This window comes from Enterobacter pseudoroggenkampii (genome assembly GCF_026420145.1).
Lineage (GTDB): Bacteria > Pseudomonadota > Gammaproteobacteria > Enterobacterales > Enterobacteriaceae > Enterobacter > Enterobacter pseudoroggenkampii.
In genome coordinates this window covers 57,760-78,978 of record NZ_JAPMLV010000003.1, presented here as the reverse complement: position 1 = coordinate 78,978, position 21,219 = coordinate 57,760, and the positions used below count along the sequence as shown (strand labels likewise).

The window sequence follows — 21,219 nt, the reverse complement described above, 5'->3', positions numbered from 1 at the left end:
GAGCGAAAGACGCTTACCTTAAGCGATCTATTCGAAAAACACCGCAATTTTGTTAAACATGGTGGGATCGGACTGGTTACGCGCCACGTTGGTGACGTCCTCCAGCTTGTCGATCTGCGCCATCATCTGCTCCAGACGCTGGTCATCGTTGACCAGTAGCCAGATTCGGCTGTGCTCGCTGCCCTGAATCGGCAGACAAAGAATGCCTTCCACGTTAAACGCCCGGCGGGCAAACAGCCCGCAGACGTGGGTCATGACGCCAGGGTGGTTGCGGACGGTGAGTTCCAGAATGACGTTATCATGTTGTTTCTGCATGGCTTATTCTCCCACCATCTCAGTATTTGCCGCACCCGGCGGCACCATCGGATACACTTTTTGTTCAGGGTCGATACGCACGTGGATCAGCGCCGGGCCAGGGCGAGAAATCGCCGCCTGCAGCGCAGCGTGGGCATCCTCTTCAGCGTTCAGATCGCAGGTGTGCAGGCCAAAACCGGCGGCAATCTGCATAAAGTTAATCATTCCCGGGTAGGTCGCCGCAAACACGCCCTGCTTGTAGAACAGGCTCTGCTGCTGATGCACCAGACCCAGCGCCTCGTTGTTCATCAGGATGATTTTCACGTCTAACTGGTTTTCGGCCGCGGTCGCCATCTCCTGAATGTTCATCATCAGGCTGCCGTCGCCGGAGAAGCAGATGACCTTGCGGTCCGGATTCGCCAGCGCCGCACCAACTGCTGCAGGCAGACCAAAGCCCATGGTTCCCAGACCGCCGGAGGTCAGCCACTGGCGTGGACGGTTCAGCGGGTAGGCCTGGGCGGTCCACATCTGATGCTGTCCCACGTCGGTGGTGATAATCGCGCTGTCGTCCACGCAGGCGGCCACGGCGTTGATCAGGCCGTAATGGCTCAGCGGGTCGCCTTCAGTTGGGATCGCGCCCGGGAACTCGCGCTGCAGATCGGCCACCAGCTGGCGCCAGTCGGCGCGGTCGGTTGCGTCCGTCTGCGGGATCAGCTGCGCCAGCACTTCGGCCACGTCGCCCTGAATCGCCACGTGCGGCTGCTTGATTTTACCCAGCTCGGCGCGGTCGATATCCACGTGAATGATTTTCGCGTTCGGGCAGAACTGCTCGGTTTTGCCAATCGCCCGGTCATCAAAACGCGCGCCCATAACAATCAGCAAATCCGCCTCTTGCAGGATGTAGTTGGTGCTGCGCGCGCCGTGCATGCCCAGCATCCCCAGGGACAGCGGGTGCGCTTTTGGCAGCATGCCCAGCGCCATCAGGGTCATGGTGGTCGGCAGGTTGGCTTTTTCCGCAAACTCACGGATTTCATCCGCAGCGTTAATCGCCCCGCCGCCCAGATAGAGCACCGGACGTTTAGCGGCATTGATCATGGCGGCAGCATCGCGCACGCTCTCAGCGCTGAATGCTGGCGCGGGGGCACGGTCGCCCGGCTCCGGCAGCACGTCGATCTCGATCTCTGCGGTCTGGACATCCTTAGGAATGTCTATCCACACCGGGCCCGGGCGGCCGGACTGCGCAATGCGGAACGCATCGCTGATAACCTGAGGAAGTTCGCTGATATCGCGAACTAAATAGTTATGTTTGGTGATGGGGATAGAGATGCCGTAGGTATCCACTTCCTGGAACGCATCGGTGCCGATCATCGAGGACGGCACCTGGCCGGTAATGCAGATCAGCGGAATGGAGTCGAGGCGCGCGTCGGCGATGGCGGTCACCAGGTTGGTTGCGCCCGGCCCGCTGCAGGCCATACAGACCGCCGGTTTACCCTGGGTACGCGCCATGCCCTGAGCGATAAAGCCTGCCCCCTGCTCGTGGCGTGCCAGGACGTGGCGGATCTGCGTGCTTTGGCTTAACGCATCGTACAGCGGCAACACCGTGCCGCCGGGGATGCCCGCAACCGTGGTGATGCCCTGTCGCTCCAGCAGATGAACGATCAGCTGCGCGCCAGTAAAACGCGTCTTGTTGGATGTTGTGCCCGAACTTGCCATGCTCCAGTCCTTTTCTTCTGGGCCGACTTTCCGGGGAGGCTCTTAAACGAAAAACCCCGCCCGGTTTGCGCCGGCGGGGTTTTGGATTCGTGTGTTGATCCAGTCCCTACGGCGCATTGCCGACGACCACCACCACACGCACGACGACCACTGCGGCTGGTTGCGCAGTTTTTAGTAGAGTCGAAGTGAAGATGGATGAAGTCATTGGGGACCTGTGTTTGGATTCATTGATTGAATTTATACAAACACAGGTTTTCGAGCGTGACAATGGAAAAATTTTCATCTGCGCAAAAATGCGTCAGGGATCACGTTTCGTTTGTTGGGTGGTGAAAACAAAAAACCCCGCCTAAGCGAGGTTTTTATCAGGGTTTTGCGGTTGGTTGCCGCAGAACACACTGTGTTACGTCAACGCAAAAAGTATACGCGATCGAAGACGAACGCGCAATTCCGGCACGGATTTTGACGTTTTTGAGTATGGATCGCCTTTCGATTTTTGTCCAAAAAATACTGTTCATACATACAGTATTTATCTATACTGAGGGTGTTCGCAGTGAGCGAGGGGGCCGCAGTTCTACCGGCGCAACGAAGTCCTGGCTGAAACGGGTGGTGCCGTCAGTGCCTTAACCCCTGAAGTGAGCACACTGTGTTACGTCAATCCAGGTGCTGGCAACAGGCGGCGGAAAGGTACGCCAGCATCGTGCTCCTTTTAACCAAAAGGAGACGCGTATGAGCGTAGTGGATATGGTGATACTTATCCTCAAACTCATTGTTGCTGTACTGCAACTGCTTGATGCTGTCCTGAAATTCCTTCGGTAATTCAGGTTCAAGTCGCACCTGAGAGGGGCGGGCAACCGCCCCTCTTTAATAACGAGGGAATGCTATGTCGCGTCTGTTGATTGAGCCTGTCACACCGGATGAGCCGGGGTATATCGCCCTGAAGGCGGAAAGTATCGCATTGAATTTCAACATGCTGCGCAGGCTGGAAGAGAACTGGCAGCGTGGTGAGAACCGCTTTAACGCACCGGGTGAAAAGCTGCTGGGTGCGTTTCTCAACGGCAAGCTGGTCGGCGTGTGCGGCCTCAACCGCGATCCGTTCAGCCAGCAGCCGCGCGCCGGACGTATTCGCCATCTCTACGTCAGCGAGAAGTGCCGCGGGCTGGGCATTGGCAAACAGCTTTTAACCGTGGTAATGGCCGATGCCAGCATCTGGTTTGATTTCCTCAATACCCATGCGCCGGACGCTGCCTATGGGTTTTATCGCCGGGCAGGTTTTACGCTGGTCTCGGACGAACCGCGGGTGACGCACCGCCTTTTTTGTGCGGTGTAAGCGGCTGGCAGCATCAGGGTGTGAATGTTACAGTTGAGTGACAATTCACCGCCCGATACGCCATGACCATCATCGTTTTCTGCATTTTGCTGTTCGCCGCACTGCTGCATGCCAGCTGGAACGCCATCGTTAAGGCCGGAACGGACAAGCTCTATTCCGCCATAAGCGTCAGCGGCTCCGCCACGGTTATCGCTCTGGTCTTACTGCCGTTTTCTCCACAGCCCTCTGCCGCAAGCTGGCCGTTTTTGATTGTTTCCTGCGCCTTGCAGGTGGTGTACACCGTGCTGGTAGCGAAAACCTATCAGGTCTCCGACATGAGCCAGACCTACCCGCTGATGCGCGGCACCGCCCCGCTGCTGGTGGCGCTGATCAGCGTGCTGGCGCTCGGCGATAGCCTTTCGTGGCTCGCCTGGTCCGGGATCGGGGTAATTTGCCTGTCGATTCTGGCGATGGCGATGAACGGGCGCACGCAGTCGCGGAAAGGGATCTGGCTGGCGCTGCTGAACGCCTGTTTTATTGCCGGATATACGCTGGTGGACGGCACCGGCGTACGGCTGTCGGACACCGCGCTGGGCTATACGCTATGGACCTTCTTTATGAACGGTTTCTGCCTGCTGAGCTGGGCGATGGTGGCGCGTCGGCGCGAGGCGTCCGGCTACCTGCGTCTGCACTGGAAAAAGGGGTTGCTCGGCGGCGTTGGCACGATGGGCTCATATGGTCTGGCGCTGTGGGCAATGACGCAGGCACCGCTGGCGGTGGTCGCGGCTCTGCGGGAAACCTCCATACTCTTTGGCGCGCTGATCGCTTTTTTGCTTTTAAAAGAGAAGGTTGCGGGCCTGCGCATCGCGGCGGCGCTGGGCATTGCCGGCGGCGCCATTCTGCTGCGCCTGGCGTAAAGCACTGGCAACATTAGTTGCCGTTCTTGTTTACAAATCCTGCCTTTGCCGGTTTTTTCATTCACCAAGACAATGCTTAAATTGTCATCTCTCTGTGGTAGATTCCTCGCGCATTTATGGGAATGCGCAGTCACTTATTCTTCATTTTTCTCTTTTGGCAAAAGTATTCAGCGACATGAAAAAGCAACGGAACGTTAACTTATTGTTGATGCTGGTGTTACTGGTGGCCGTCGGTCAGATGGCGCAAACCATCTACATTCCGGCGATTGCCGACATGGCAAAGGAATTAAACGTCCGCGAGGGCGCAGTACAGAGCGTAATGGCAGCCTATCTGCTGACCTATGGCGTTTCGCAGCTCTTCTATGGCCCGCTGTCCGACCGCGTCGGGCGTCGCCCGGTGATCCTGGTGGGCATGAGCATTTTCATGGTGGCGACGGTAATTGCCATTACCACCCACAGCCTGACCGTATTGATTGCCGCCAGCGCCCTGCAGGGCGTCGGCACCGGCGTCGGGGGGGTGATGGCTCGTACCTTACCGCGCGATATGTATCAGGGTACCCAGCTGCGCCATGCCAACAGCCTGTTGAATATGGGTATTCTGGTCAGCCCGCTGCTGGCCCCGCTGATTGGCGGCCTGCTGGATACGATGTGGTCCTGGCGCGCCTGCTACGCCTTCCTGCTGGTGCTCTGCGTGATTGTCACCTTCAGCATGGCGCGCTGGATGCCCGAAACGCGCCCGCAGGACGCGCCGCGCACGAAGCTTATCACCAGCTATAAAACGCTGTTTGGCAACGGCGCGTTTACCTGCTATCTGCTGATGCTGATCGGCGGCCTGGCGGGCATTGCGGTGTTCGAAGCCTGTTCCGGCGTGCTGCTGGGCGCGGGGCTGGGCCTGAGCAGCATGGTGGTGAGTATTCTGTTTATTCTGCCGATCCCGGCGGCGTTCTTCGGCGCGTGGTTTGCCGGGCGACCAAACAAGCGCTTCTCCACCCTGATGTGGCAGTCGGTGATCAGCTGTCTGCTGGCGGGTCTGATGATGTGGATCCCGGGGCTGTTTGACGTGATGTCGGTCTGGACGCTGCTCATCCCGGCAGCGCTGTTCTTCTTCGGCGCGGGGATGCTGTTCCCGCTCGCCACCAGCGGCGCGATGGAGCCGTTCCCGTTCCTTGCAGGTACGGCTGGCGCACTGGTGGGCGGCTTGCAGAATATCGGCTCCGGCGCGCTGGCCTGGCTCTCGGCGATGATGCCGCAGACCGGGCAGGCTAGTTTGGGCCTGCTGATGACGCTGATGGGGCTTCTGATTTTACTGTGCTGGCTGCCGCTGGCGTCGCGTGTCCCGCATCACGAGCAGCCGGTTTAACCGCATGATGGCCCGGCTTCTCGCCGGGCTTTTCACAGACAGGGGCGATCATCGCCTGCAATAACGGCTCTGGCGCTGGCCGCCAGGCGCCCTCTTCTCCGTCGTAAAACTGGAAATCCGCGTTAAGCGCATACGGGATTTTCGCCTTTTGCAGCTCGCAGGCCATAAAGGTGGCGAAGGCCAGCTGCGAAGCGGTTGGCGTAAAGCGGCTTGATTCTCCCACGCCCCAGCCCCCGACCCAGCTAACGTGCCCGGTTTTTTGCTGCCAGTGCAGCGCGGCGTTGATGCGGTTATGGATAGCCGCTTTCTCCGCCGCCGTGCCGGACGTCCACGGGTATTTACCGCTATTTTTCAGCGGCCCCCACGGGAAAATATGCCACTCCGCCAGCAGGTAGTTCTGGCTGTGCGCAGGCAGCTTCAGGCTGGATAAATCCTCCGGTGCGGCACGCAGGCGCGGCGCAATAAAGATCATGCGCTGCGGGTCCATATCGTGGATCGCTTTAATGGTTTTTTCATACACGCGGTTTAGCGACGCGAGGTTGTGGTTAAGCTTGTCGGCTGGCTCATAAATGAGATCAAAACCCAGCAGCGGGTAGCTCTGACCGAAATAGTGCGCAACGGCAATCCACCAGTTGATCGTCTCTTTTTCGTTGTCGGCTTTTGGGTCGTTTTTATATTCATCAGCCTGATAAGCGATTATCGGGATCACGCCATACTGCTCGCAGGCTTCCACCAGCTTGCGCAGGTGAATCAGCCGCGCTTCCGTCGGCTCATCGGCCACGCGGATGCGCACGTGAGTAATGCCTTTTGCACGAAAATCGCGAACCACCAGCGGGTCGAATTCGCGTATGCCGCGCTCGGTGCGCGCCCAGTCCACATCCATCCCGACGCCAAGCTGCTGCGCATAATGGGCAGCCGTCAGCGGCGGCTCAGCGGCAATCGCCCAGCCGGAAGAGATCAGTAATGCAGAGACAATAAAAGGCTTTAACACGGTTTACCCTGGATAAATCGAAAGCATTACCTGTATTTAGCACGCTTTTTCATATTTGGTGTAGAGCGAAAGCGTAATAATTCTTCAGCCTGCCAGTTCTCTCAGCCAGCCGATAAAGGCGTCAATTTTCGGCCACTGACGGCCAGAAAGCGTCGAAATATAGTAGTGCTGATGGCATTTCAGGGTCTTTTCGCCAAACGGGGCGATCAGCTCGCCTCGTTCCAGCCGTTTCTGCACAAGCCGCTTTCTCCCCATCGCGACGCCGACGTGGTTGATGGCAGCAATAATCGCCAAATCAGAACGATCGAAACCAATGCCAGACGATGGCGGCATATTCACCGCAAAGTGCTGCGCCCAGCTCAGCCACTCATCCGTACCGGAATCATTGCTCCAGGCCTGACGGTCGTGCAGCAGCGTGCAGTGGCTGAGATTATCGGGGTTTTTCAATAGTTCATGCTCACGGGCATATTGTGGTGAACAGACGGGCAAAATTTCCTCGTCCATCAGGAAGTGATGAGAGAGATGGTTAGGCGGCGTATCATCGAAATAAAGTGCCAGATCGATACCCGTTCGCTGCATATTGACGTAATCATTGCCGGTCAGGATGGTGAGCGAAATCGACGGGTAGCGACGGGTAAAATCACCCAGCATGGGTACCAGCCAGCACTGGGCGATCGACGGCCGGGAGTAGACCGTCAGCGTACCGGACAGCGCCTGGTTTTTGATATCCAGGATCTCCTGATTCAGGGTGTCGAGGGATGATTTTAGCGTCCAGTAGACGCGCTTTCCCTCCTGCGTCAGCTCAACTTTACGGTGCGAGCGGACGAACAGCTGAATACCCAGCTCTTCTTCCAGCAGGTTGATGCGGTGGCTCACCGCGCTGGGGCTAAGCGACAGTTCCTCCGCCGCCAGAGCGAAGGACTCATGCCGGGCGGCCACTTCAAAGGTGTACATTTTCGACAGCTGCCAGCCGTTTAACAGCCGGTTTCTGGCTTCATTTGCATCGGTCATCACAATTCTCACGCGTGGTTTCTGCGCTCAGCATACCGTTTAAGGGTGAATTAATGTGAACCTAATACGAATTAAGTGCGCTTTTTAGAGCGCAGTCACTCAGTTGATCCAATCTGGCTCACCTGAACGCCAATTTATATCGTTTGTCAGCCCACGCCGCTTTTTCGTCCAATACCCTCAGATGACATAAGGGTGAGGTGAGATATGGGATCTCAGGTCTGGGTTGTGGCAACGCTGCTGGTCAGCATTGTGTTGATTGTTTTAACCATCGTAAAACTGAAGTTTCACCCGTTCCTCGCGCTGCTGCTGGCGAGCTTTTTCGTCGGCGCGATGATGGGGATGAGCCCGCTGGATATGGTGAACGCCATTGAGAGCGGGATTGGCGGCACGCTGGGCTTCCTGGCGGCGGTGATCGGTCTGGGCACCATTCTCGGCAAGATGATGGAAGTCTCCGGCGCGGCCGAGCGCATCGGGATCGCCCTGCAGCGCTGCCGCTGGCTGTCAGCAGACGTGATTATGGTGCTGGTGGGCCTGATCTGCGGTATCACGCTGTTCGTGGAAGTGGGCGTAGTACTGCTCATCCCGCTGGCGTTTTCCATCGCCAAAAAGACCCACACGTCGCTGCTCAAGCTGGCTATTCCGCTCTGTACCGCGCTGATGGCGGTGCACTGCGTGGTGCCGCCGCATCCTGCTGCCCTGTTTGTGACCAATAAATTAGGTGCGGACGTCGGGACGGTCATTGTCTACGGTTTGATGGTAGGCCTGATGGCCTCGCTGGTCGGTGGCCCGCTGTTCCTGAAACTGCTCGGCAATCGTCTGCCGTTTAAACCGGTTCCGGCGGAATTTTCAGACCTGAAGGTGCGGGAAGAGCACACCCTGCCGTCGCTGGGCGCCACGCTGTTCACGGTGCTGCTGCCGATTGCCCTGATGCTGGTGAAAACCATCGCCGAGCTGAATATGGCAAAAGAAGGCACGCTGTATACGCTGCTGGAGTTTATCGGCAACCCGATCACCGCCATGTTTATCGCCGTGTTTGTCGCTTATTACCTGCTGGGGATCCGCCAGCACATGGGCATGGGCGCGATGCTGACGCACACCGAGCACGGCTTCGGCTCTATCGCCAACATTTTGCTGATTATCGGCGCGGGCGGCGCGTTCAACGCCATCCTGAAAACCAGCGGACTGGCGGACTCACTGGCGCATATTCTCTCGAACCTGCACATGCATCCTATCCTGCTTGCCTGGCTGGTGGCGCTGGTGCTGCATGCCGCCGTCGGCTCCGCCACGGTCGCGATGATGGGGGCGACGGCGATAGTCGCGCCGATGCTGCCGCTCTACCCGAACGTCAGCCCTGAGATCATCACCATTGCCATCGGTTCCGGCGCCATTGGCTGCACGATCGTGACCGATTCCCTCTTCTGGCTGGTGAAACAGTACTGCGGCGCGACCCTGAATGAGACCTTCAAATACTATACGACGGCGACGTTTATCGCCTCGGTGCTTGCACTTGGCGGCACATTCCTGCTTTCCTTCATTATCTGAGCGCGAAGAGACGTATTATGGAAAACGCAACTATCACTACTTTAACCGCACAGTTTCCTCTGGTTGAGGATCTGATTGCCCTGAAAGAAACCACCTGGCTTAACCCGCGTACCACCACGCTGGCGGAAGGACTGCCCTATGTCGGGCTGACTAAAGCCGACGTGGACGACGCGCACGCTCGCCTGAAACGCTTCGCGCCGTATCTGGCGAAAGCCTTCCCGGAGACGGCCGCCACGGGCGGGATTATCGAATCCGAGCTGGTCGCGATCCCGGCAATGCAGGCGCGGCTGGAGAAAGAATCTGCTAAGTCTATTCCCGGCACCCTGCTGCTGAAAAAAGACAGCCATCTACCGATTTCCGGCTCGATTAAAGCGCGCGGCGGTATCTATGAGGTGCTGACCCACGCGGAAAAACTGGCGCTGGAAGCCGGATTGCTGAGCGTTGAAGACGACTACAGCGTTCTGCTGGAGACGCGCTATAAGGAATTCTTCAGCCAGTACAGCATTGCGGTAGGCTCAACCGGCAACCTCGGGATGTCCATCGGCATTATGAGCGCCCGCATCGGCTTTAAGGTGACGGTGCATATGTCCGCCGACGCCCGCGAGTGGAAGAAAGCCAAACTGCGCAGCCACGGCGTCATCGTCGTGGAATATGAGCAGGATTACGGCGTGGCGGTGGAGCAGGGACGCAAGGCGGCAGAAAGCGATCCGAACTGTTTCTTCATTGACGATGAAAACTCCCGCACCCTGTTCCTGGGCTACGCGGTGGCAGGCGAGCGACTGAAGGCGCAGTTTGCCGCACAGGGCCGCGTGGTGGATGCGGATCATCCGCTGTTCGTCTATCTGCCGTGCGGCGTCGGCGGCGGCCCCGGCGGCGTGGCGTTTGGCCTGAAGCTGGCCTTTGGCGATAACGTCCACTGCTTCTTCGCGGAGCCGACGCACTCCCCGTGCATGCTGCTGGGCGTCTACACCGGCCTGCACGATGAGATTGCGGTGCAGGATCTGGGCATTGATAACGTTACGGCGGCGGACGGTCTGGCGGTAGGGCGCGCGTCCGGCTTCGTGGGCCGCGCGATGGAGCGCCTGCTTGACGGGTTCTATACGCTTTCCGACCAGAGCATGTACGACATGCTCGGCTGGCTGGCGCATGAGGAAGGCATTCGGCTGGAACCGTCCGCGCTGGCGGGCATGGCAGGGCCGCTGCGCGTGCCTTCAGATGCCAGCGTTACCCACCTGGTATGGGCGACCGGCGGCGGCATGGTGCCGGAAGACGAAATGGCGAAGTATTTAGCAAAAGGCCGTTAACCGTAGGCCCGGTAAGGCGTAGCCGCCACCGGGCTTTAAAAGCTCACAATTTGCTGAATGTGAGTCATCGCAAACAGCAGTGAGAGAGAAAGTACAGCCAGGGCAATCAGGAACTTATCCCTCACCGCCTTCGGCTGCACAAAATCGTTCTGCGCCACGTCCATCAGGTTTCGACTGCGGGTATAGCGCCATAAAATAATCGCCACCAGCGCCAGCACGACAAGCGAGATCCAGAACGGCACCCCGGTGCGGTGCCAGTTGTGCTTAATCGCCAGGGCAATCAGCGCGCCATACCCCAGAAGCGTGCGCAGCCAGGCGAGTGACGTCCGCTCCGGCTGCAGGCCGGGGTCCGCTTCGCGTCGCGCTTTGCGGCTATCCGCCATAGAACACCAGCACCATCACTACGCCCGCCACCGCCAGCAGAATCGCGCTGATGATAAGCAGCCCGCGGGTATAGGGCAGATCCTGCTTCAGACGCATCGCCTTCTCATTGCGCAGCCAGCGCAGGTAGCCGTAAATCGCCAGCACGCCCGCGAACAGGCACAGCAGCAGCGCCAGCACCTCGCGGATCAGCGGCGTGGCGAAATCGGGCGCGAGCTGATCGAGCCCCACCCCGGCGGCAAGGAATCCCAGCGCGGTGCGGATCCACGCTAAAAACGTGCGTTCATTAGCCAGCGAGAAGCGGTAGTCCGGCGCTTCGCCGAGGCGGGAAATTTTCATGAAGGTTCCTTGTCGTGCTACGGGCAGGCTTCAGCATAGCGTAAATCGACAAGGACAAGGAGACCGGCATCGGGCGATGCCGGTCAGGACGATCAGTGCAGCTCTGGCCAGTAATCCTTATTGGCCTCGATCAGGTCATCCAGAATCGCCTTCGCGACGGACGCGCTCGGCACGGTTTTCGACAGGGTGATCGCCTGCCAGAGTTTCTGGTACGAGCGCTGCTCCCAGGCATCCACCACCAGTTTTTCCACCGCCACCTGCTGGCTCATCAGCCCTTTCTGGAAGTGCGGAATATCGCCCACCGTGAGCGGCTCCGGCCCGTTATGGCCCACCAGGCACGGGATCTCCACCATCGCGTCGGCATCGAAGTTATGGATGGCCCCGTTGTTGGGCACAATCAGCAGCATCCGCTCCTGGGTGTTGAAGGCGATTGCCGTCGCCAGATCGACGATGTACGACGCATGTTCGTCGATTTCCAATTCACCGGCAGAGGATTTTCCCGCCTCGATAATCGCCCGGCAGGAACTGAACACGTGCTTCTCACGGTGATCCATGACCTCATTGGCGCGGGTGCGTTCCGGGTTGGAATGCGCGACCACGTAGTCCGGGAACAGGTAATACTTCAGGTAGGTGTTCGGCATGGTGTCCGGATCCAGCGCCTGCACGTCTTTTGCTTTAGCGAACGTATCGTTCCAGCTCGCTTCGGTATGCGCATCTTCTGAAGGCGGAACATAGCCCTTTTTCGCCACGTATTCGCGCAATTTCGGCATCAAATCGTTGCCGTTCAGATCTTCAATCGACGTCCACCAGCCGAAGTGGTTCAGGCCGTAGTAGCGCACGCGCATCTCTTTGCGGTCCTTCAGGCCGACGATCTGCGCCATGCGCCCTTCAATGCCGATCGGCATATCGCAGATGTTGAGGATTTTGGCGTTCGGACGCAGGCGCCGCGTGGCTTCCGCGACAATCGCCGCCGGGTTGGAGTAGTTCAGCATCCACGCGTTCGGAGAGTACTGCTCCATATAATCCACCAGCTCCAGCACGCCGCCGATAGAGCGCATGCCGTAGGAAATCCCACCCGGGCCGCAGGTTTCCTGACCCAGCACGCCGTGGCGCAGCGGGATTTTTTCATCTTTTTCGCGCATCGGGTATTTACCCACGCGGATATGTGCCATCACGAAATCGACATCGCTAAAGGCTGCTTTCGGGTCGGTGGTGTAGCTGAACTCAATCTCCGGAGCCTGTTCCTTAAGGATAATTTTGCACGCTTCGGCGATGGTCTCCTGACGCACGCCGTCGTTGTCATAGAACTTCAGGGCGCGCAGCGGGAAACGGTCACGGTTGGCTAACAGCATCAGGACGATACCAGGCGTAAAGGTGCTGCCGCCGCCTGCAATGACAACTGAGAATTTTTTCATGATATAGCCTCTGTCAGGGTGGTTTGTTCATTCGTTAAGGGGGTTTTCATCAGCGATTCCAGCTGGTCGCGCACCTGAGGAACGTGCAGGCCGACAATCACCTGAATGCCATTGCCGCGTCGCACCACGCCGTGGGCGCCGAGGGCTTTGAAGACGTCATCGCTTTGCGTTTTCGCCATATCGACCAGGGCGATGCGCAGGCGGGTGGCGCAGTTGTTGATGCTTTCGATGTTGGCCGCACCGCCCAGCGCCTGCAGGAATCCAGCGGCCTGCCCGACCTGCTGGCTGGCCGCGGCCGGAGCTGTGGTTTGCCCACGCGCCGCCTTATAGTCGGCCTTGCTGTAGAGCTTGATTTCGCTCTCCTCCCGGCCCGGCGTTTTCAGGTTCAGACGTGCAATCAGCGTTTTGAAGACCACGAAGTAAATTCCGGTGAAGCAGACGCCAATGCCGATCTGGGTGAAGACCGTCGCGGCGTGGTTATGGAACATCGGGATCCAGTTTTGCGGCAGGAACTGATCCAGCAGGCCGCCGCCCATGTTCCCGACCACGCCAAAGGTGTACATCACCGTCGCCATGGTCGCCGCCAGCACGGCGTGAACGGCAAACAGCAGCGGCGAGATAAACAGGAAGGTGAATTCGAGCGGTTCAGTAATGCCCACCAGCACGGCGGTGAGCGTTGCCGGGACCAGCAGCCCCGCGACCTTGACGCGGTTTTCCGGCGACGCGGTGTACCAGATCGCCAGCGCAATCCCGACCGAACCAAACACTTTTGAGTTACCGTGCAGGGCGAAGCCGCCTTCCGGGAAGAGAGTTTTCAGCGGCAGGGTGCTCTGGCTGAATTCCTGCAGGTGCTGCGCCCAGTAGACCTGAATCCCACCCTCAACCGCCGCCGGGCCGAAGATGAACGGACCGTAGACGAAGTGGTGCAATCCGGTTGGGATCAGAATACGTTCCAGGAAGGTATACACCCACACGCCCAGCGCCCCGGCAGAGCGCAGGAACGCCTGCAGAGACTCAATGCCCATCTGCACTTTCGGCCAGCCCAGCAGCGTCAGCCAGGCGCAGGGGATCATGACGAAGAATGCGAGGATAACGACAAACGAGCTGCCCTGGAAAATCCCCAGAAATACCGGCAGCGGCTTGTCAAAATAGCGATTGTGGATGGCGGTGACGATGCCTGAAATCACGATGGCACCGATGATGCTGGTATCGAGCGTTTTGATGCCGGCAATCATCGCCAGCCCGCTTCCCGCCGTCGGTTCGGCGGAGAAGTCGACGCCAAAGAAGTGGCCCCAGGTCATCCCCATCGCGTTGATGAAGTAGTTCCAGGTCAGGAAGCTAATCAGCACCGCCAGGCAGGCGCGGCCCTGCGCCTGCTTCGCCAGGCCAATCGGCAGGCCGACGGCAAAAATCAGCGGCATATTGCGAAACACCGCCCAGCCGCCCTCTTCAATGATGTGAACAATCTGCGCGAAAAGATGATCGGGGGCCGTTAAGGCTTCGCCGACAAACAGCGGGTTGCGAAGCATGATGGCGATTCCCACCACGATCCCGGCGAACGGAAACAGCAACACCGGGGTAAACATGGCACCGCCAAAACGTTGTATTTGACTGAGCATTTTTAAATCCTCATGAAACAACCTGTAGGGGTAGAGGCCTTTATGGTTTTTTGCTGGCCTGAAGTGAGCATAAGAACTTACTGATGCGCGAACATGGCGTGCCGCTGCGATTCGTGATCGCATTCATGGTTTTATTTTGACCAATCAGGTCTACTTTTTGCGGTAAATATGGACATGTCAGGACGCCATCCACGCCCTGATAAGGGCAGAGAGGTCTACCAGTGATCTACAAATCTATTGCCGACAGATTGCGGCTGCGGCTGAATTCGTCGGACTACAACATCGGCAGCCCGCTGCCCGGCGAAAAAGCGCTGGCGCAGGAGTTCGGCGTGGCGCGAATGACCATCCGCAAGGCGCTGGATCTGCTGGTAAGCTGGGGGCTGGTTGAGCGGCGGCACGGCAGCGGAACGTTTGTGTCGCGCAAAGACGTTCACCACGAAACCACCAACCTGACCGGGCTGGTGGAGGTGCTGCGCCAGCAGGGAAAAGAGGTGCAGAGCAAGGTGCTGCAGTTCGAAGTGATGCCCGCCCCACCCGCCATCGCCAGCCAGCTGCGGATTCAGGTGGATGAGCGGATCTACTTTTCCCGACGGGTGCGCTACGTGGATGGTAAACCGCTGATGCTGGAGGACAGCTTTATGCCGGTGAAGCTGTTCCGCAATCTGTCGCTGGCGCATCTTGAGGGGTCTAAGTTTGATTACATCGAGAAGGAGTGCGGGATTACCATCAGCGGGAACTACGAGAGCCTGACGCCGGTGCTGGCAGATAAAACGCTGGCCGGTTATATGAACCTGCCGGAACAGACGCCGCTGCTGCGCATTACGTCCCTCTCCTACAGCGACAGCGGCGAGTTCCTCAATTATTCCGTGATGTTCCGAAATACCAGCGATTACCAGGTGGACTACCATCTGCGGCGCATCCACCCGGACGACCTGCTAGCCCATCCCCCAGAACAGCACCGCCAGTAGCTGCGGCGTAATGATGCGCAGGAACATCACCAGCGGGTAGACGGTGGCATAGGAGAGCGCGGCCGCGCCGCTGGTGGCGTGCAGGTTGTTGGCAAAGGCCAGCGCGGGCGGATCGGTCATGGAGCCCGCCAGCATGCCGCACAGCGTCAGGTAGTTCATTTTGGCGAACATCCGCGCCAGTATGCCCACCGTCAGCAACGGAATCGCCGTGATAAAGATGCCGTAGCCGACCCAGCTCATCCCTTCCCCTTTGACCAGGGTATCGACAAAATCCCCGCCGGACTTCAGCCCGACCACCGCCAGGAACAGCACGATGCCCAGCTCGCGCAGCGCCAGGTTGGCGCTCGGCGGCATAAACCAGTAGAGCTTACCGATGCAGCCGATACGCCCGAGGATCAGCGCCATAATCAGCGGCCCGCCCGCCAGGCCCAGCTTGAGCGCCACCGGGAAGCCCGGCACGTACAGCGGGATCGAGCCAAGGAGTACGCCAAGCCCGATACCGATGAACACCGGCAGCATCTGCACCTGCTGCAGTTTTTGCTGGGCGTTACCCACCATATCCGCCACGGCGTCGATGGACGACGGTCGCCCAACCAGGTTGAGGATATCCCCGAACTGCAGGCTGGCCTCCGGGCTGGCGACCAGTTCAACGCCCGCACGGTTGAGGCGGGAGATCACCACGTCATAGCGTTCTTTTACCTGCAGATCGCGTATTTTTTTGCCAAGAACATGCTCGTTAGTCACCACAACGCGTTCCACGCGCATATCGGTGCCACGGGTTGAGAGAGAGGTATCCACTTCCTGACCAATCACCAGCCGCGCGTTGTTTAAATCGCCGGGCTGGCCGACCAGATGCAGCAGATCGCCCTGCTGAATGATGGTGCCAGGCGCGGGCACCATCAGCATATCGTCGCGCTTAAGGCGCGAGCAGATGATATTGGCGCTGTTCAGGATCGGTACGTCCTGAATCGCCATATTGTTCAGGTTGGGGTTATCAACCCGAATGTTGATGGTTTTAATCGGCATATGGCCGTTGGTGAGCGTGGTTTCGTGGTCTTTCGCCTCTTTATCAACGTTAATGCGAAACAGGACGCGGACCAGCCACATGGAGAGCAGAATGCCGCAAATGCCAAACGGATAGGCCATGGCGTAGCTCATCCCCATCTGGTCGACGATGCCGGGTTCGATGCCCAAATCGCGCAGGATTTGCTGTCCGGCACCGAGCGCGGGCGTGTTGGTGACCGCTCCGGAGAAAATGCCCAGCACCACGGGCAGCGGGATAGCAAAGATTTTATGCAGAATGGCGGTGACCAGCCCGCCCATCACCACAATGCCGAGGGCAAACAGGTTGAGCCGCAATCCGGAAACCCGAAGTGAGGCGAAAAACCCCGGCCCCACCTGAATCCCGATGGTATAGACGAAGAGGATCAGGCCGAACTCCTGAGTAAAGTGGAGCATCTCGGCGCTCAGCACCAGCCCGAGCTGGTCGGCAAAGTGGCCGACAAAAATGCCGCCAAACAGCACCCCGCCGATCCCAAACCCGACGCCGCGGATTTTGATATTCCCTATCCACAGGCCAACAACAGCGACCAGGGCCAACACGCTGACGGTTAACGCGATATCACTCATGATCCACTTCCTTGGCATAACCTTAGTTATGCTAAGGATTCTCTCAGAGCCGCGGGCGGTTGTATGGGCGATGGCGCACAAAAAAGCCCTGCCGGGGCAGGGCTTTATCTTTTCACCCTCTCCCTGTGGGAGAGGGCCGGGGTGAGGGCATCAACCCGCACACTGTTAACTGTTTAACGCCGGCCGGTCGCTAATGGCGATACGCTGTGGCGCGATGGCTTCCGGTACGTTACGGGTCAGGTCAATATGCAGCAGCCCGTTGGTAAACGTTGCGCCGGAGACGTCCATATGGTCTGCCAGAGTAAAGCTCAGGCTAAACGGCTGATTAACCAGCCCCTGATGCAGCCATTTGGTCTCGGTCTCTTGTTTCTCCGGCGTACCTTTCACGGTCAGACACGTGCCTTCGAGCTGGATATCCAGATCCTCCTGACGGAAGCCGGCCAGCGCCAGGGTGATGCGATAGTGGTTATCGTCGCTTTTTTCGATGTTGTACGGCGGAAACGTCTGTTGCTCAGCGGTGTTTTGCAGGGCATTAGCCAGTTTGTCAAAACCAATCCACTGACGAAGTAAGGGGGATAAATCATAGTTACGCATACTAAATCTCCTTCTGAGAAGCGAGTTCGGCACAGTTTAATTTTGTGCGCAGTTGTTCCTGCAAATCCGGATGGATTCGCATATGCTCCCGTTACGGCAAGCAAGTCTGGGTGGGCCGCTCGCGCGACCCGCATAATTAGTTAATTTCGATACGACGCGGTTTTTTCTCTTCCGGAATCACGCGTTCCAGTTCGATAAACAGCAGGCCGTTGACCAGGTTCGCGCCTTTCACGTGAATGTTCTCGGCTAACTGGAACTTGCGTTCAAAGTTGCGCTCAGCGATGCCCTGGTAAAGGTAGGTACGCTCTTTCTGCTCGGCCGTATGGGAACCTTTCACCACCAGCAGGTTGTCCTGCGCGGTGATCTCCAGTTCGTTTTCTGCAAAACCGGCGACGGCAATGGCGATGCGGTAGTGGTTTTCGTCAACCAGCTCAACATTGTATGGAGGGTAGCCGTTGCTCTGGCTTTGGTTATTTTCTAAATGGTTAAACAGGCGGTCAAAACCAATTGCAGAACGGTATAGCGGAGAAAGATCGAAGTTACGCATAAATAAAACTCCTGAAATCAGCGAGAAAATTAAGCCTTCCACCATGGACAGGCCTTTGCGCCCCCCGAACACCCATCAGGCGAGTTCGTTATCGGGTCGTATTCTTAAAATGGGTCTGCAACCGGGCTTTTCAAGCGCGACGACTGCACTTTTTTTTGCACTTTCCTGCATCTCGCTTAGACTGGGACAACAGCACAAAGGGTTAAATTGCGATGGCTGCCACAGTGCGGGGTTATCGGGCTATCCATTTTGGTTAAGGCTCGCTATAACCCTGAGTTGCAGGTCTATGCAGTGCCATTAACGATGACTGAGTGATGATGAAAAATGTTCTGATAAAGCTGACGACGTTCAGCGGGGTAGTTTTACTTTGCGGGTGTTCGAGCGTGATGTCTCACACCGGCGGTAAAGAAGGAACATATCCGGGGACGCGCGCCAGCGCGGCGATGATCTCCGATGACGATACAAACTGGGGCACCAAATCCCTGGTTATCCTGGATATGCCGTTTACGGCTGTGGCGGATACGCTTTTGCTGCCGTGGGATATGTTTCGTAAGGACAACTCCGTGCGCTCACGGGTAGAAAAAAGCGAGCAGGAGAATCTGGCGACAAACGCCGTTATCCCGCCCGCAGAGATGCCTCCACGTTAGTTCTGCGCGGTTTCCGTTAACCAAAGTTGACGGAAACCCCCTGTCTCTTCCATCCACGCAATAAAGTGCCCGTCCGGGGAAAACACGACGGCATCAGCAGACGGCGGATTGCCGTGATCGGACGTCAAAAACGTCACCTCTCCAGTCTGCGCGTCGCAGCAGGCGATCCGGTTTTCGAGCACAAATCCCAGTCGGTCACCCGCCGGATGCCAGTTAAACGCAGACTGAATATCGCTCCCGTTACGCGTCAGCTGCCGAGGCTCACCGTCCTCAGGCGAGATCAGCCACAGCTGCACAATGCCGTTATCGTCGCGCATCAGAAACGCGATCTGCGTCCCCTGCGGGTTGCTGCGAACCCAGTGGCGCGGCACGTTCACCAGGCCCGGATAAGCCCTCTGATGCGTAAAGGTCAGACGACGCTGCATTACCCCTGCTGGCGGGGCTGGCAGGGTCTCTTCGGTGCCCTGCAGCGGCGCATCGCCCGCACGCTTCCAGCCCTGCTCGTCTTCCGGCAGGTCGACGATAAACAATTCCGGGACTTTTTCGCCCTGCGCAGAGAGGGTATCGCCGATAAACGCCAGCCTGGTGTTGCCTACCCAGCCCTCTTCATAGGCGCGGTTAATCTCGTCGCTGCCCGGCTGCGGGTTGGGCGTCGTGCGGCTGACCAGCACGCTCCAGAAGGTTCCCGGATACTCACGGGGATGGTTCCCCTGCGGGTTCACAGGGCCGTAAGGCGCAGCCACGCCGACGTTGCGTAAATCGAGCTTCGAATCGCGCTCGTGCAGCACGTGGTCGTTATAGGTGAAGCTGACGAGCTGACCGTTCGGGCTGAAGACGTGCACATGGCTGCCGCCGCGCAGCGCGCCTGCGGTGTAGGGCGCAGTGATATCCATCGCGTCAAGATTGCTCACCTGACCGTTACAGGCAATGACTCCCTGACGATGATGAAAATCGTAGTGCCAGTCTGCATCCGGGTTTCTCGGGCCGTGGATAAAGACGTATTTCTCCTGCGCGGGATGAACGGTCACCACGCCAACGTGCGCGCCATCGGTGGCGCGATAAACCACGTCGACCTCGCCCGTACCGACGTTGACCCGCTCGATGGTTTCACCGGTGAACGATGCACCGGACGGGCGCACGTCATAGACCAGCCACTGGCTGTCCGGCGTCCAGGTATTGATGTTGGTCAGCTGGTGGTTGCGGGAAGCGAAGGTGATTTGTTTCATGAGGATACCCTGATGCACGGTGAGTGCATCAGGGTAAAACATCCGCAGGGATTAGCCTACTCGTTTCACATCACCCACCAGCAGGATGTAGGAGAGCGCACCGATCAGCGCCACGGCGGAGATGTACACCAGCGCCGGGCCGAAGCCGTAGTCCTGCGCCAGGTAGCCGATGACCAGCGGTACGGTGATCCCGCCAAGCCCGCCGACAAAGTTGAACACGCCGCCGGTCAGGCCAATCAGCCGCATCGGCGCGAGAGACGACACCAGCGACCAGGTGATAGAGGCGAAACCGTTACCGAAGAACGCCACTGCCATCAGGGCCATAATCCACACCGGATCGTTGGTGTAGTTGGCGCCCATGATGCAGGTGGAGATCAGCAAGCCGCAGATAATCGGCGTTTTACGCGCCACACCCAGCGAATAGCCTTTTTTCACCAGCTTATCGGCCAGCCAGCCGGAGAGCAGTACGCCGAAAAACGCCGCGAGGAACGGCACGGTGGTCATAAAGCCCGCCTTCAGCGCCGTGATGCCCTTTTCCTGAGTCAGATAGTTCGGGAACCAGGTCAGGAAGAACCACAGCGTGGAGGTCACCGCGAACTGGCCCAGATAAACGCCCACCAGCTTACGGTGGAAGACCAGCTTCCAGTCCGCTTTGGTCAGCGGCTGGCGCGCCTCTTTTTTCACCGGCGCATCACCGTCCACCAGGCCACCCCCGTCGCGGATGTAGTCCAGCTCGGCTTTGGTGATGCTTTTGGTCAGCCGCGGCGGCTGGTAGACCTTGAACCAGATCAGCGACCAGATAATGCCAATCCCCCCTGTGACGATGAACACCCAGTGCCAGCTCAGCAGCTCCTGGATCCAGATCAGCAGCGGCGTCAGGAACGCCAGACCAACAAACTGCCCGGAGGTGTAAAAGCCAACGGCGGAAGCGCGCTCGTGTTCCGGGAACCAGCTGGTCACCATGCGGTTATTGGTGGGAAACGCGGGCGCTTCGAAAACCCCGGTGATGGCGCGCAGGCCAATCAGCGACATCAGCCCGGTCGCGAAGCCCTGGAAAAGTGTCGCCACGGACCAGCCGAAAATGGCGATAAAGTAGGTCAAACGTGAACCCACGCGGTCAAGGAACCAGCCGCCCGGGATCTGGCAGAGCGTATACAGCCAGGCAAACGCCGAGAAGACGTAACCCATTTCCGCTTTGGTGATGCCAAACTCTTCCTGAATATGGGCCGATGCCACGGCAAGGTTGGCGCGGTCGACATAGCAAATGACCACGGTAATAAAGATCATAATCAGCGTCAGGTAGCGGCGACGCCCGGTTTTTGTAGCGGTAACTGGAATATCCATCGCAATCTGTCTCCAGATTTTGGGCATAGCGAAGCCGCTCACCATGCCCTGTAATTTACAGAGGGTTATATT

At 58.2% G+C, this 21,219-nt stretch carries 22 protein-coding genes and 1 other annotated feature; of the genes, 8 read left to right on the top strand and 14 right to left on the bottom strand.

From position 1 onward, the window contains the following. Positions 1–27 precede the first annotated feature (27 nt). The 3 genes from ilvN to ivbL form a co-directional block, all read right to left on the bottom strand. Positions 28–315, bottom strand: coding sequence for an acetolactate synthase small subunit (gene ilvN, locus OTG14_RS15965; protein WP_008500144.1), 288 nt, complete (start codon positions 313–315; stop codon positions 28–30). Between the two features lie 3 nt (positions 316–318). Next, the gene (gene ilvB, locus OTG14_RS15960; RefSeq protein WP_267215353.1) at positions 319–2,007 is read right to left on the bottom strand and encodes an acetolactate synthase large subunit; all 1,689 of its coding nucleotides are present in this window, start codon (positions 2,005–2,007) and stop codon (positions 319–321) included. A gap of 106 nt (positions 2,008–2,113) precedes the next feature. Continuing rightward, on the bottom strand, positions 2,114–2,212 hold the full coding sequence (ivbL, locus tag OTG14_RS15955; protein ID WP_057979964.1) for an ilvB operon leader peptide IvbL: 99 nt from the start codon (positions 2,210–2,212) through the stop codon (positions 2,114–2,116). Between the two features lie 521 nt (positions 2,213–2,733). Between ivbL and tisB the strand changes: the two genes are divergently transcribed. The 4 genes from tisB (at position 2,734) to emrD (ending at position 5,590) form a co-directional block, all read left to right on the top strand. Further along, positions 2,734–2,823 carry a type I toxin-antitoxin system toxin TisB gene (tisB, locus tag OTG14_RS15950; protein WP_023309830.1) on the top strand — a complete coding sequence of 30 codons (90 nt, stop codon included), beginning with the start codon at positions 2,734–2,736 and terminating at the stop codon, positions 2,821–2,823. Positions 2,824–2,887: 64 nt separating this feature from the next. Then, positions 2,888–3,334: a GNAT family N-acetyltransferase gene (locus tag OTG14_RS15945; protein WP_024907376.1), complete on the top strand. Its 447-nt coding sequence runs from the start codon at positions 2,888–2,890 to the stop codon at positions 3,332–3,334. Positions 3,335–3,396: 62 nt separating this feature from the next. Next, on the top strand, positions 3,397–4,230 hold the full coding sequence (locus OTG14_RS15940) for an EamA family transporter (RefSeq protein WP_267215352.1): 834 nt from the start codon (positions 3,397–3,399) through the stop codon (positions 4,228–4,230). Positions 4,231–4,405: 175 nt separating this feature from the next. Next, positions 4,406–5,590, top strand: coding sequence for a multidrug efflux MFS transporter EmrD (gene emrD / locus OTG14_RS15935; RefSeq protein WP_032648550.1), 1,185 nt, complete (start codon positions 4,406–4,408; stop codon positions 5,588–5,590). Here the strand turns inward: emrD and OTG14_RS15930 are convergent. Both OTG14_RS15930 and dsdC read right to left on the bottom strand, forming a co-directional pair. Next, on the bottom strand, positions 5,493–6,581 hold the full coding sequence (locus OTG14_RS15930) for a cellulase family glycosylhydrolase (protein ID WP_267215351.1): 1,089 nt from the start codon (positions 6,579–6,581) through the stop codon (positions 5,493–5,495). The genes emrD and OTG14_RS15930 overlap by 98 nt on opposite strands. Positions 6,582–6,665: 84 nt before the next feature. Then, positions 6,666–7,592, bottom strand: coding sequence for a DNA-binding transcriptional regulator DsdC (dsdC, locus tag OTG14_RS15925; RefSeq protein WP_024907380.1), 927 nt, complete (start codon positions 7,590–7,592; stop codon positions 6,666–6,668). Between the two features lie 204 nt (positions 7,593–7,796). On the opposite strand from dsdC, the gene dsdX reads away from it, so the two are divergent. Next, entirely contained in the window at positions 7,797–9,134 is a 1,338-nt protein-coding gene (dsdX, locus tag OTG14_RS15920) for a D-serine transporter DsdX (RefSeq protein WP_148769886.1), read from the top strand. A 17-nt stretch (positions 9,135–9,151) separates the two neighbouring features. Beyond that, complete coding sequence (gene dsdA, locus OTG14_RS15915) at positions 9,152–10,438, top strand: D-serine ammonia-lyase (protein ID WP_248273195.1); 1,287 nt, start codon at positions 9,152–9,154, stop codon at positions 10,436–10,438. A gap of 35 nt (positions 10,439–10,473) precedes the next feature. Here the strand turns inward: dsdA and OTG14_RS15910 are convergent, their stop codons facing one another. From OTG14_RS15910 to OTG14_RS15895, 4 genes are all read right to left on the bottom strand, one after another. After that, positions 10,474–10,821 carry a DUF202 domain-containing protein gene (locus tag OTG14_RS15910; protein ID WP_248273194.1) on the bottom strand — a complete coding sequence of 116 codons (348 nt, stop codon included), beginning with the start codon at positions 10,819–10,821 and terminating at the stop codon, positions 10,474–10,476. Beyond that, positions 10,811–11,158 carry a YidH family protein gene (locus OTG14_RS15905; protein ID WP_024907384.1) on the bottom strand — a complete coding sequence of 116 codons (348 nt, stop codon included), beginning with the start codon at positions 11,156–11,158 and terminating at the stop codon, positions 10,811–10,813. The genes OTG14_RS15910 and OTG14_RS15905 overlap by 11 nt, the downstream gene beginning before the upstream one ends. A 92-nt stretch (positions 11,159–11,250) precedes the next feature. After that, positions 11,251–12,573: a 6-phospho-alpha-glucosidase gene (locus OTG14_RS15900; RefSeq protein WP_248273193.1), complete on the bottom strand. Its 1,323-nt coding sequence runs from the start codon at positions 12,571–12,573 to the stop codon at positions 11,251–11,253. Beyond that, entirely contained in the window at positions 12,570–14,192 is a 1,623-nt protein-coding gene (locus tag OTG14_RS15895; RefSeq protein WP_024907386.1) for an alpha-glucoside-specific PTS transporter subunit IIBC, read from the bottom strand. The genes OTG14_RS15900 and OTG14_RS15895 overlap by 4 nt, the downstream gene beginning before the upstream one ends. Positions 14,193–14,413: 221 nt before the next feature. Between OTG14_RS15895 and OTG14_RS15890 the strand changes: the two genes are divergently transcribed. Continuing rightward, positions 14,414–15,160 (top strand): GntR family transcriptional regulator, encoded by a 747-nt coding sequence (locus OTG14_RS15890; protein ID WP_024907387.1) that lies wholly within the window; start codon positions 14,414–14,416, stop codon positions 15,158–15,160. On the opposite strand, the gene OTG14_RS15885 is transcribed toward OTG14_RS15890, so the two are convergent. The 3 genes from OTG14_RS15885 to ibpA all read right to left on the bottom strand — a co-directional run bounded on the left by OTG14_RS15885 (position 15,128) and on the right by ibpA (position 17,930). Continuing rightward, complete coding sequence (locus OTG14_RS15885; RefSeq protein ID WP_148769890.1) at positions 15,128–16,789, bottom strand: putative transporter; 1,662 nt, start codon at positions 16,787–16,789, stop codon at positions 15,128–15,130. The genes OTG14_RS15890 and OTG14_RS15885 overlap by 33 nt on opposite strands. Positions 16,790–16,954: 165 nt before the next feature. Beyond that, positions 16,955–17,383, bottom strand: coding sequence for a small heat shock chaperone IbpB (ibpB, locus tag OTG14_RS15880; RefSeq protein ID WP_267215350.1), 429 nt, complete (start codon positions 17,381–17,383; stop codon positions 16,955–16,957). Positions 17,384–17,519: 136 nt separating this feature from the next. Then, positions 17,520–17,930, bottom strand: a complete 411-nt coding sequence (gene ibpA, locus OTG14_RS15875; protein ID WP_008500162.1) for a small heat shock chaperone IbpA — start codon at positions 17,928–17,930, stop codon at positions 17,520–17,522. Further along, positions 17,924–17,995 (bottom strand) — a sequence feature (ROSE (Repression Of Heat Shock gene Expression) occurs in the 5'-region of heat shock genes and acts as an RNA thermometer to modulate expression.). It overlaps the preceding gene by 7 nt. 249 nt (positions 17,996–18,244) lie before the next feature. On the opposite strand from ibpA, the gene OTG14_RS15870 reads away from it, so the two are divergent. After that, positions 18,245–18,577, top strand: coding sequence for a YceK/YidQ family lipoprotein (locus OTG14_RS15870; RefSeq protein ID WP_024907391.1), 333 nt, complete (start codon positions 18,245–18,247; stop codon positions 18,575–18,577). Here the strand turns inward: OTG14_RS15870 and OTG14_RS15865 are convergent. Together OTG14_RS15865 and OTG14_RS15860 are read right to left on the bottom strand one after the other, a co-directional pair. Continuing rightward, positions 18,574–19,803, bottom strand: a complete 1,230-nt coding sequence (locus OTG14_RS15865; RefSeq protein ID WP_267215349.1) for a YidR family protein — start codon at positions 19,801–19,803, stop codon at positions 18,574–18,576. The genes OTG14_RS15870 and OTG14_RS15865 overlap by 4 nt on opposite strands. Positions 19,804–19,854: 51 nt before the next feature. Next, positions 19,855–21,192 carry an MFS transporter gene (locus OTG14_RS15860; protein WP_080350511.1) on the bottom strand — a complete coding sequence of 446 codons (1,338 nt, stop codon included), beginning with the start codon at positions 21,190–21,192 and terminating at the stop codon, positions 19,855–19,857. Between the last annotated feature and the right edge of the window lie 27 nt (positions 21,193–21,219).

Excerpts from the sequence above, each read along its gene's own strand:
- OTG14_RS15900 (WP_248273193.1), bottom strand. The coding sequence starts at position 12,573 with ATGAAAAAATTCTCAGTTGTCATTGCAGGCGGCGGCAGCACCTTTACG.
- OTG14_RS15905 (WP_024907384.1), bottom strand. The coding sequence starts at position 11,158 with ATGAAAATTTCCCGCCTCGGCGAAGCGCCGGACTACCGCTTCTCGCTG.
- OTG14_RS15865 (WP_267215349.1), bottom strand. The coding sequence starts at position 19,803 with ATGAAACAAATCACCTTCGCTTCCCGCAACCACCAGCTGACCAACATC.
- OTG14_RS15945 (WP_024907376.1), top strand. The coding sequence starts at position 2,888 with ATGTCGCGTCTGTTGATTGAGCCTGTCACACCGGATGAGCCGGGGTAT.
- tisB (WP_023309830.1), top strand. The coding sequence starts at position 2,734 with ATGAGCGTAGTGGATATGGTGATACTTATCCTCAAACTCATTGTTGCT.
- dsdC (WP_024907380.1), bottom strand. The coding sequence starts at position 7,592 with ATGACCGATGCAAATGAAGCCAGAAACCGGCTGTTAAACGGCTGGCAG.
- emrD (WP_032648550.1), top strand. The coding sequence starts at position 4,406 with ATGAAAAAGCAACGGAACGTTAACTTATTGTTGATGCTGGTGTTACTG.
- ilvB (WP_267215353.1), bottom strand. The coding sequence starts at position 2,007 with ATGGCAAGTTCGGGCACAACATCCAACAAGACGCGTTTTACTGGCGCG.
- dsdX (WP_148769886.1), top strand. The coding sequence starts at position 7,797 with ATGGGATCTCAGGTCTGGGTTGTGGCAACGCTGCTGGTCAGCATTGTG.
- ilvN (WP_008500144.1), bottom strand. The coding sequence starts at position 315 with ATGCAGAAACAACATGATAACGTCATTCTGGAACTCACCGTCCGCAAC.
- OTG14_RS15910 (WP_248273194.1), bottom strand. The coding sequence starts at position 10,821 with ATGGCGGATAGCCGCAAAGCGCGACGCGAAGCGGACCCCGGCCTGCAG.
- OTG14_RS15895 (WP_024907386.1), bottom strand. The coding sequence starts at position 14,192 with ATGCTCAGTCAAATACAACGTTTTGGCGGTGCCATGTTTACCCCGGTG.
- ivbL (WP_057979964.1), bottom strand. The coding sequence starts at position 2,212 with ATGACTTCATCCATCTTCACTTCGACTCTACTAAAAACTGCGCAACCA.
- ibpB (WP_267215350.1), bottom strand. The coding sequence starts at position 17,383 with ATGCGTAACTATGATTTATCCCCCTTACTTCGTCAGTGGATTGGTTTT.
- dsdA (WP_248273195.1), top strand. The coding sequence starts at position 9,152 with ATGGAAAACGCAACTATCACTACTTTAACCGCACAGTTTCCTCTGGTT.
- OTG14_RS15870 (WP_024907391.1), top strand. The coding sequence starts at position 18,245 with ATGATGAAAAATGTTCTGATAAAGCTGACGACGTTCAGCGGGGTAGTT.
- ibpA (WP_008500162.1), bottom strand. The coding sequence starts at position 17,930 with ATGCGTAACTTCGATCTTTCTCCGCTATACCGTTCTGCAATTGGTTTT.
- OTG14_RS15860 (WP_080350511.1), bottom strand. The coding sequence starts at position 21,192 with ATGGTGAGCGGCTTCGCTATGCCCAAAATCTGGAGACAGATTGCGATG.
- OTG14_RS15885 (WP_148769890.1), bottom strand. The coding sequence starts at position 16,789 with ATGAGTGATATCGCGTTAACCGTCAGCGTGTTGGCCCTGGTCGCTGTT.
- OTG14_RS15940 (WP_267215352.1), top strand. The coding sequence starts at position 3,397 with ATGACCATCATCGTTTTCTGCATTTTGCTGTTCGCCGCACTGCTGCAT.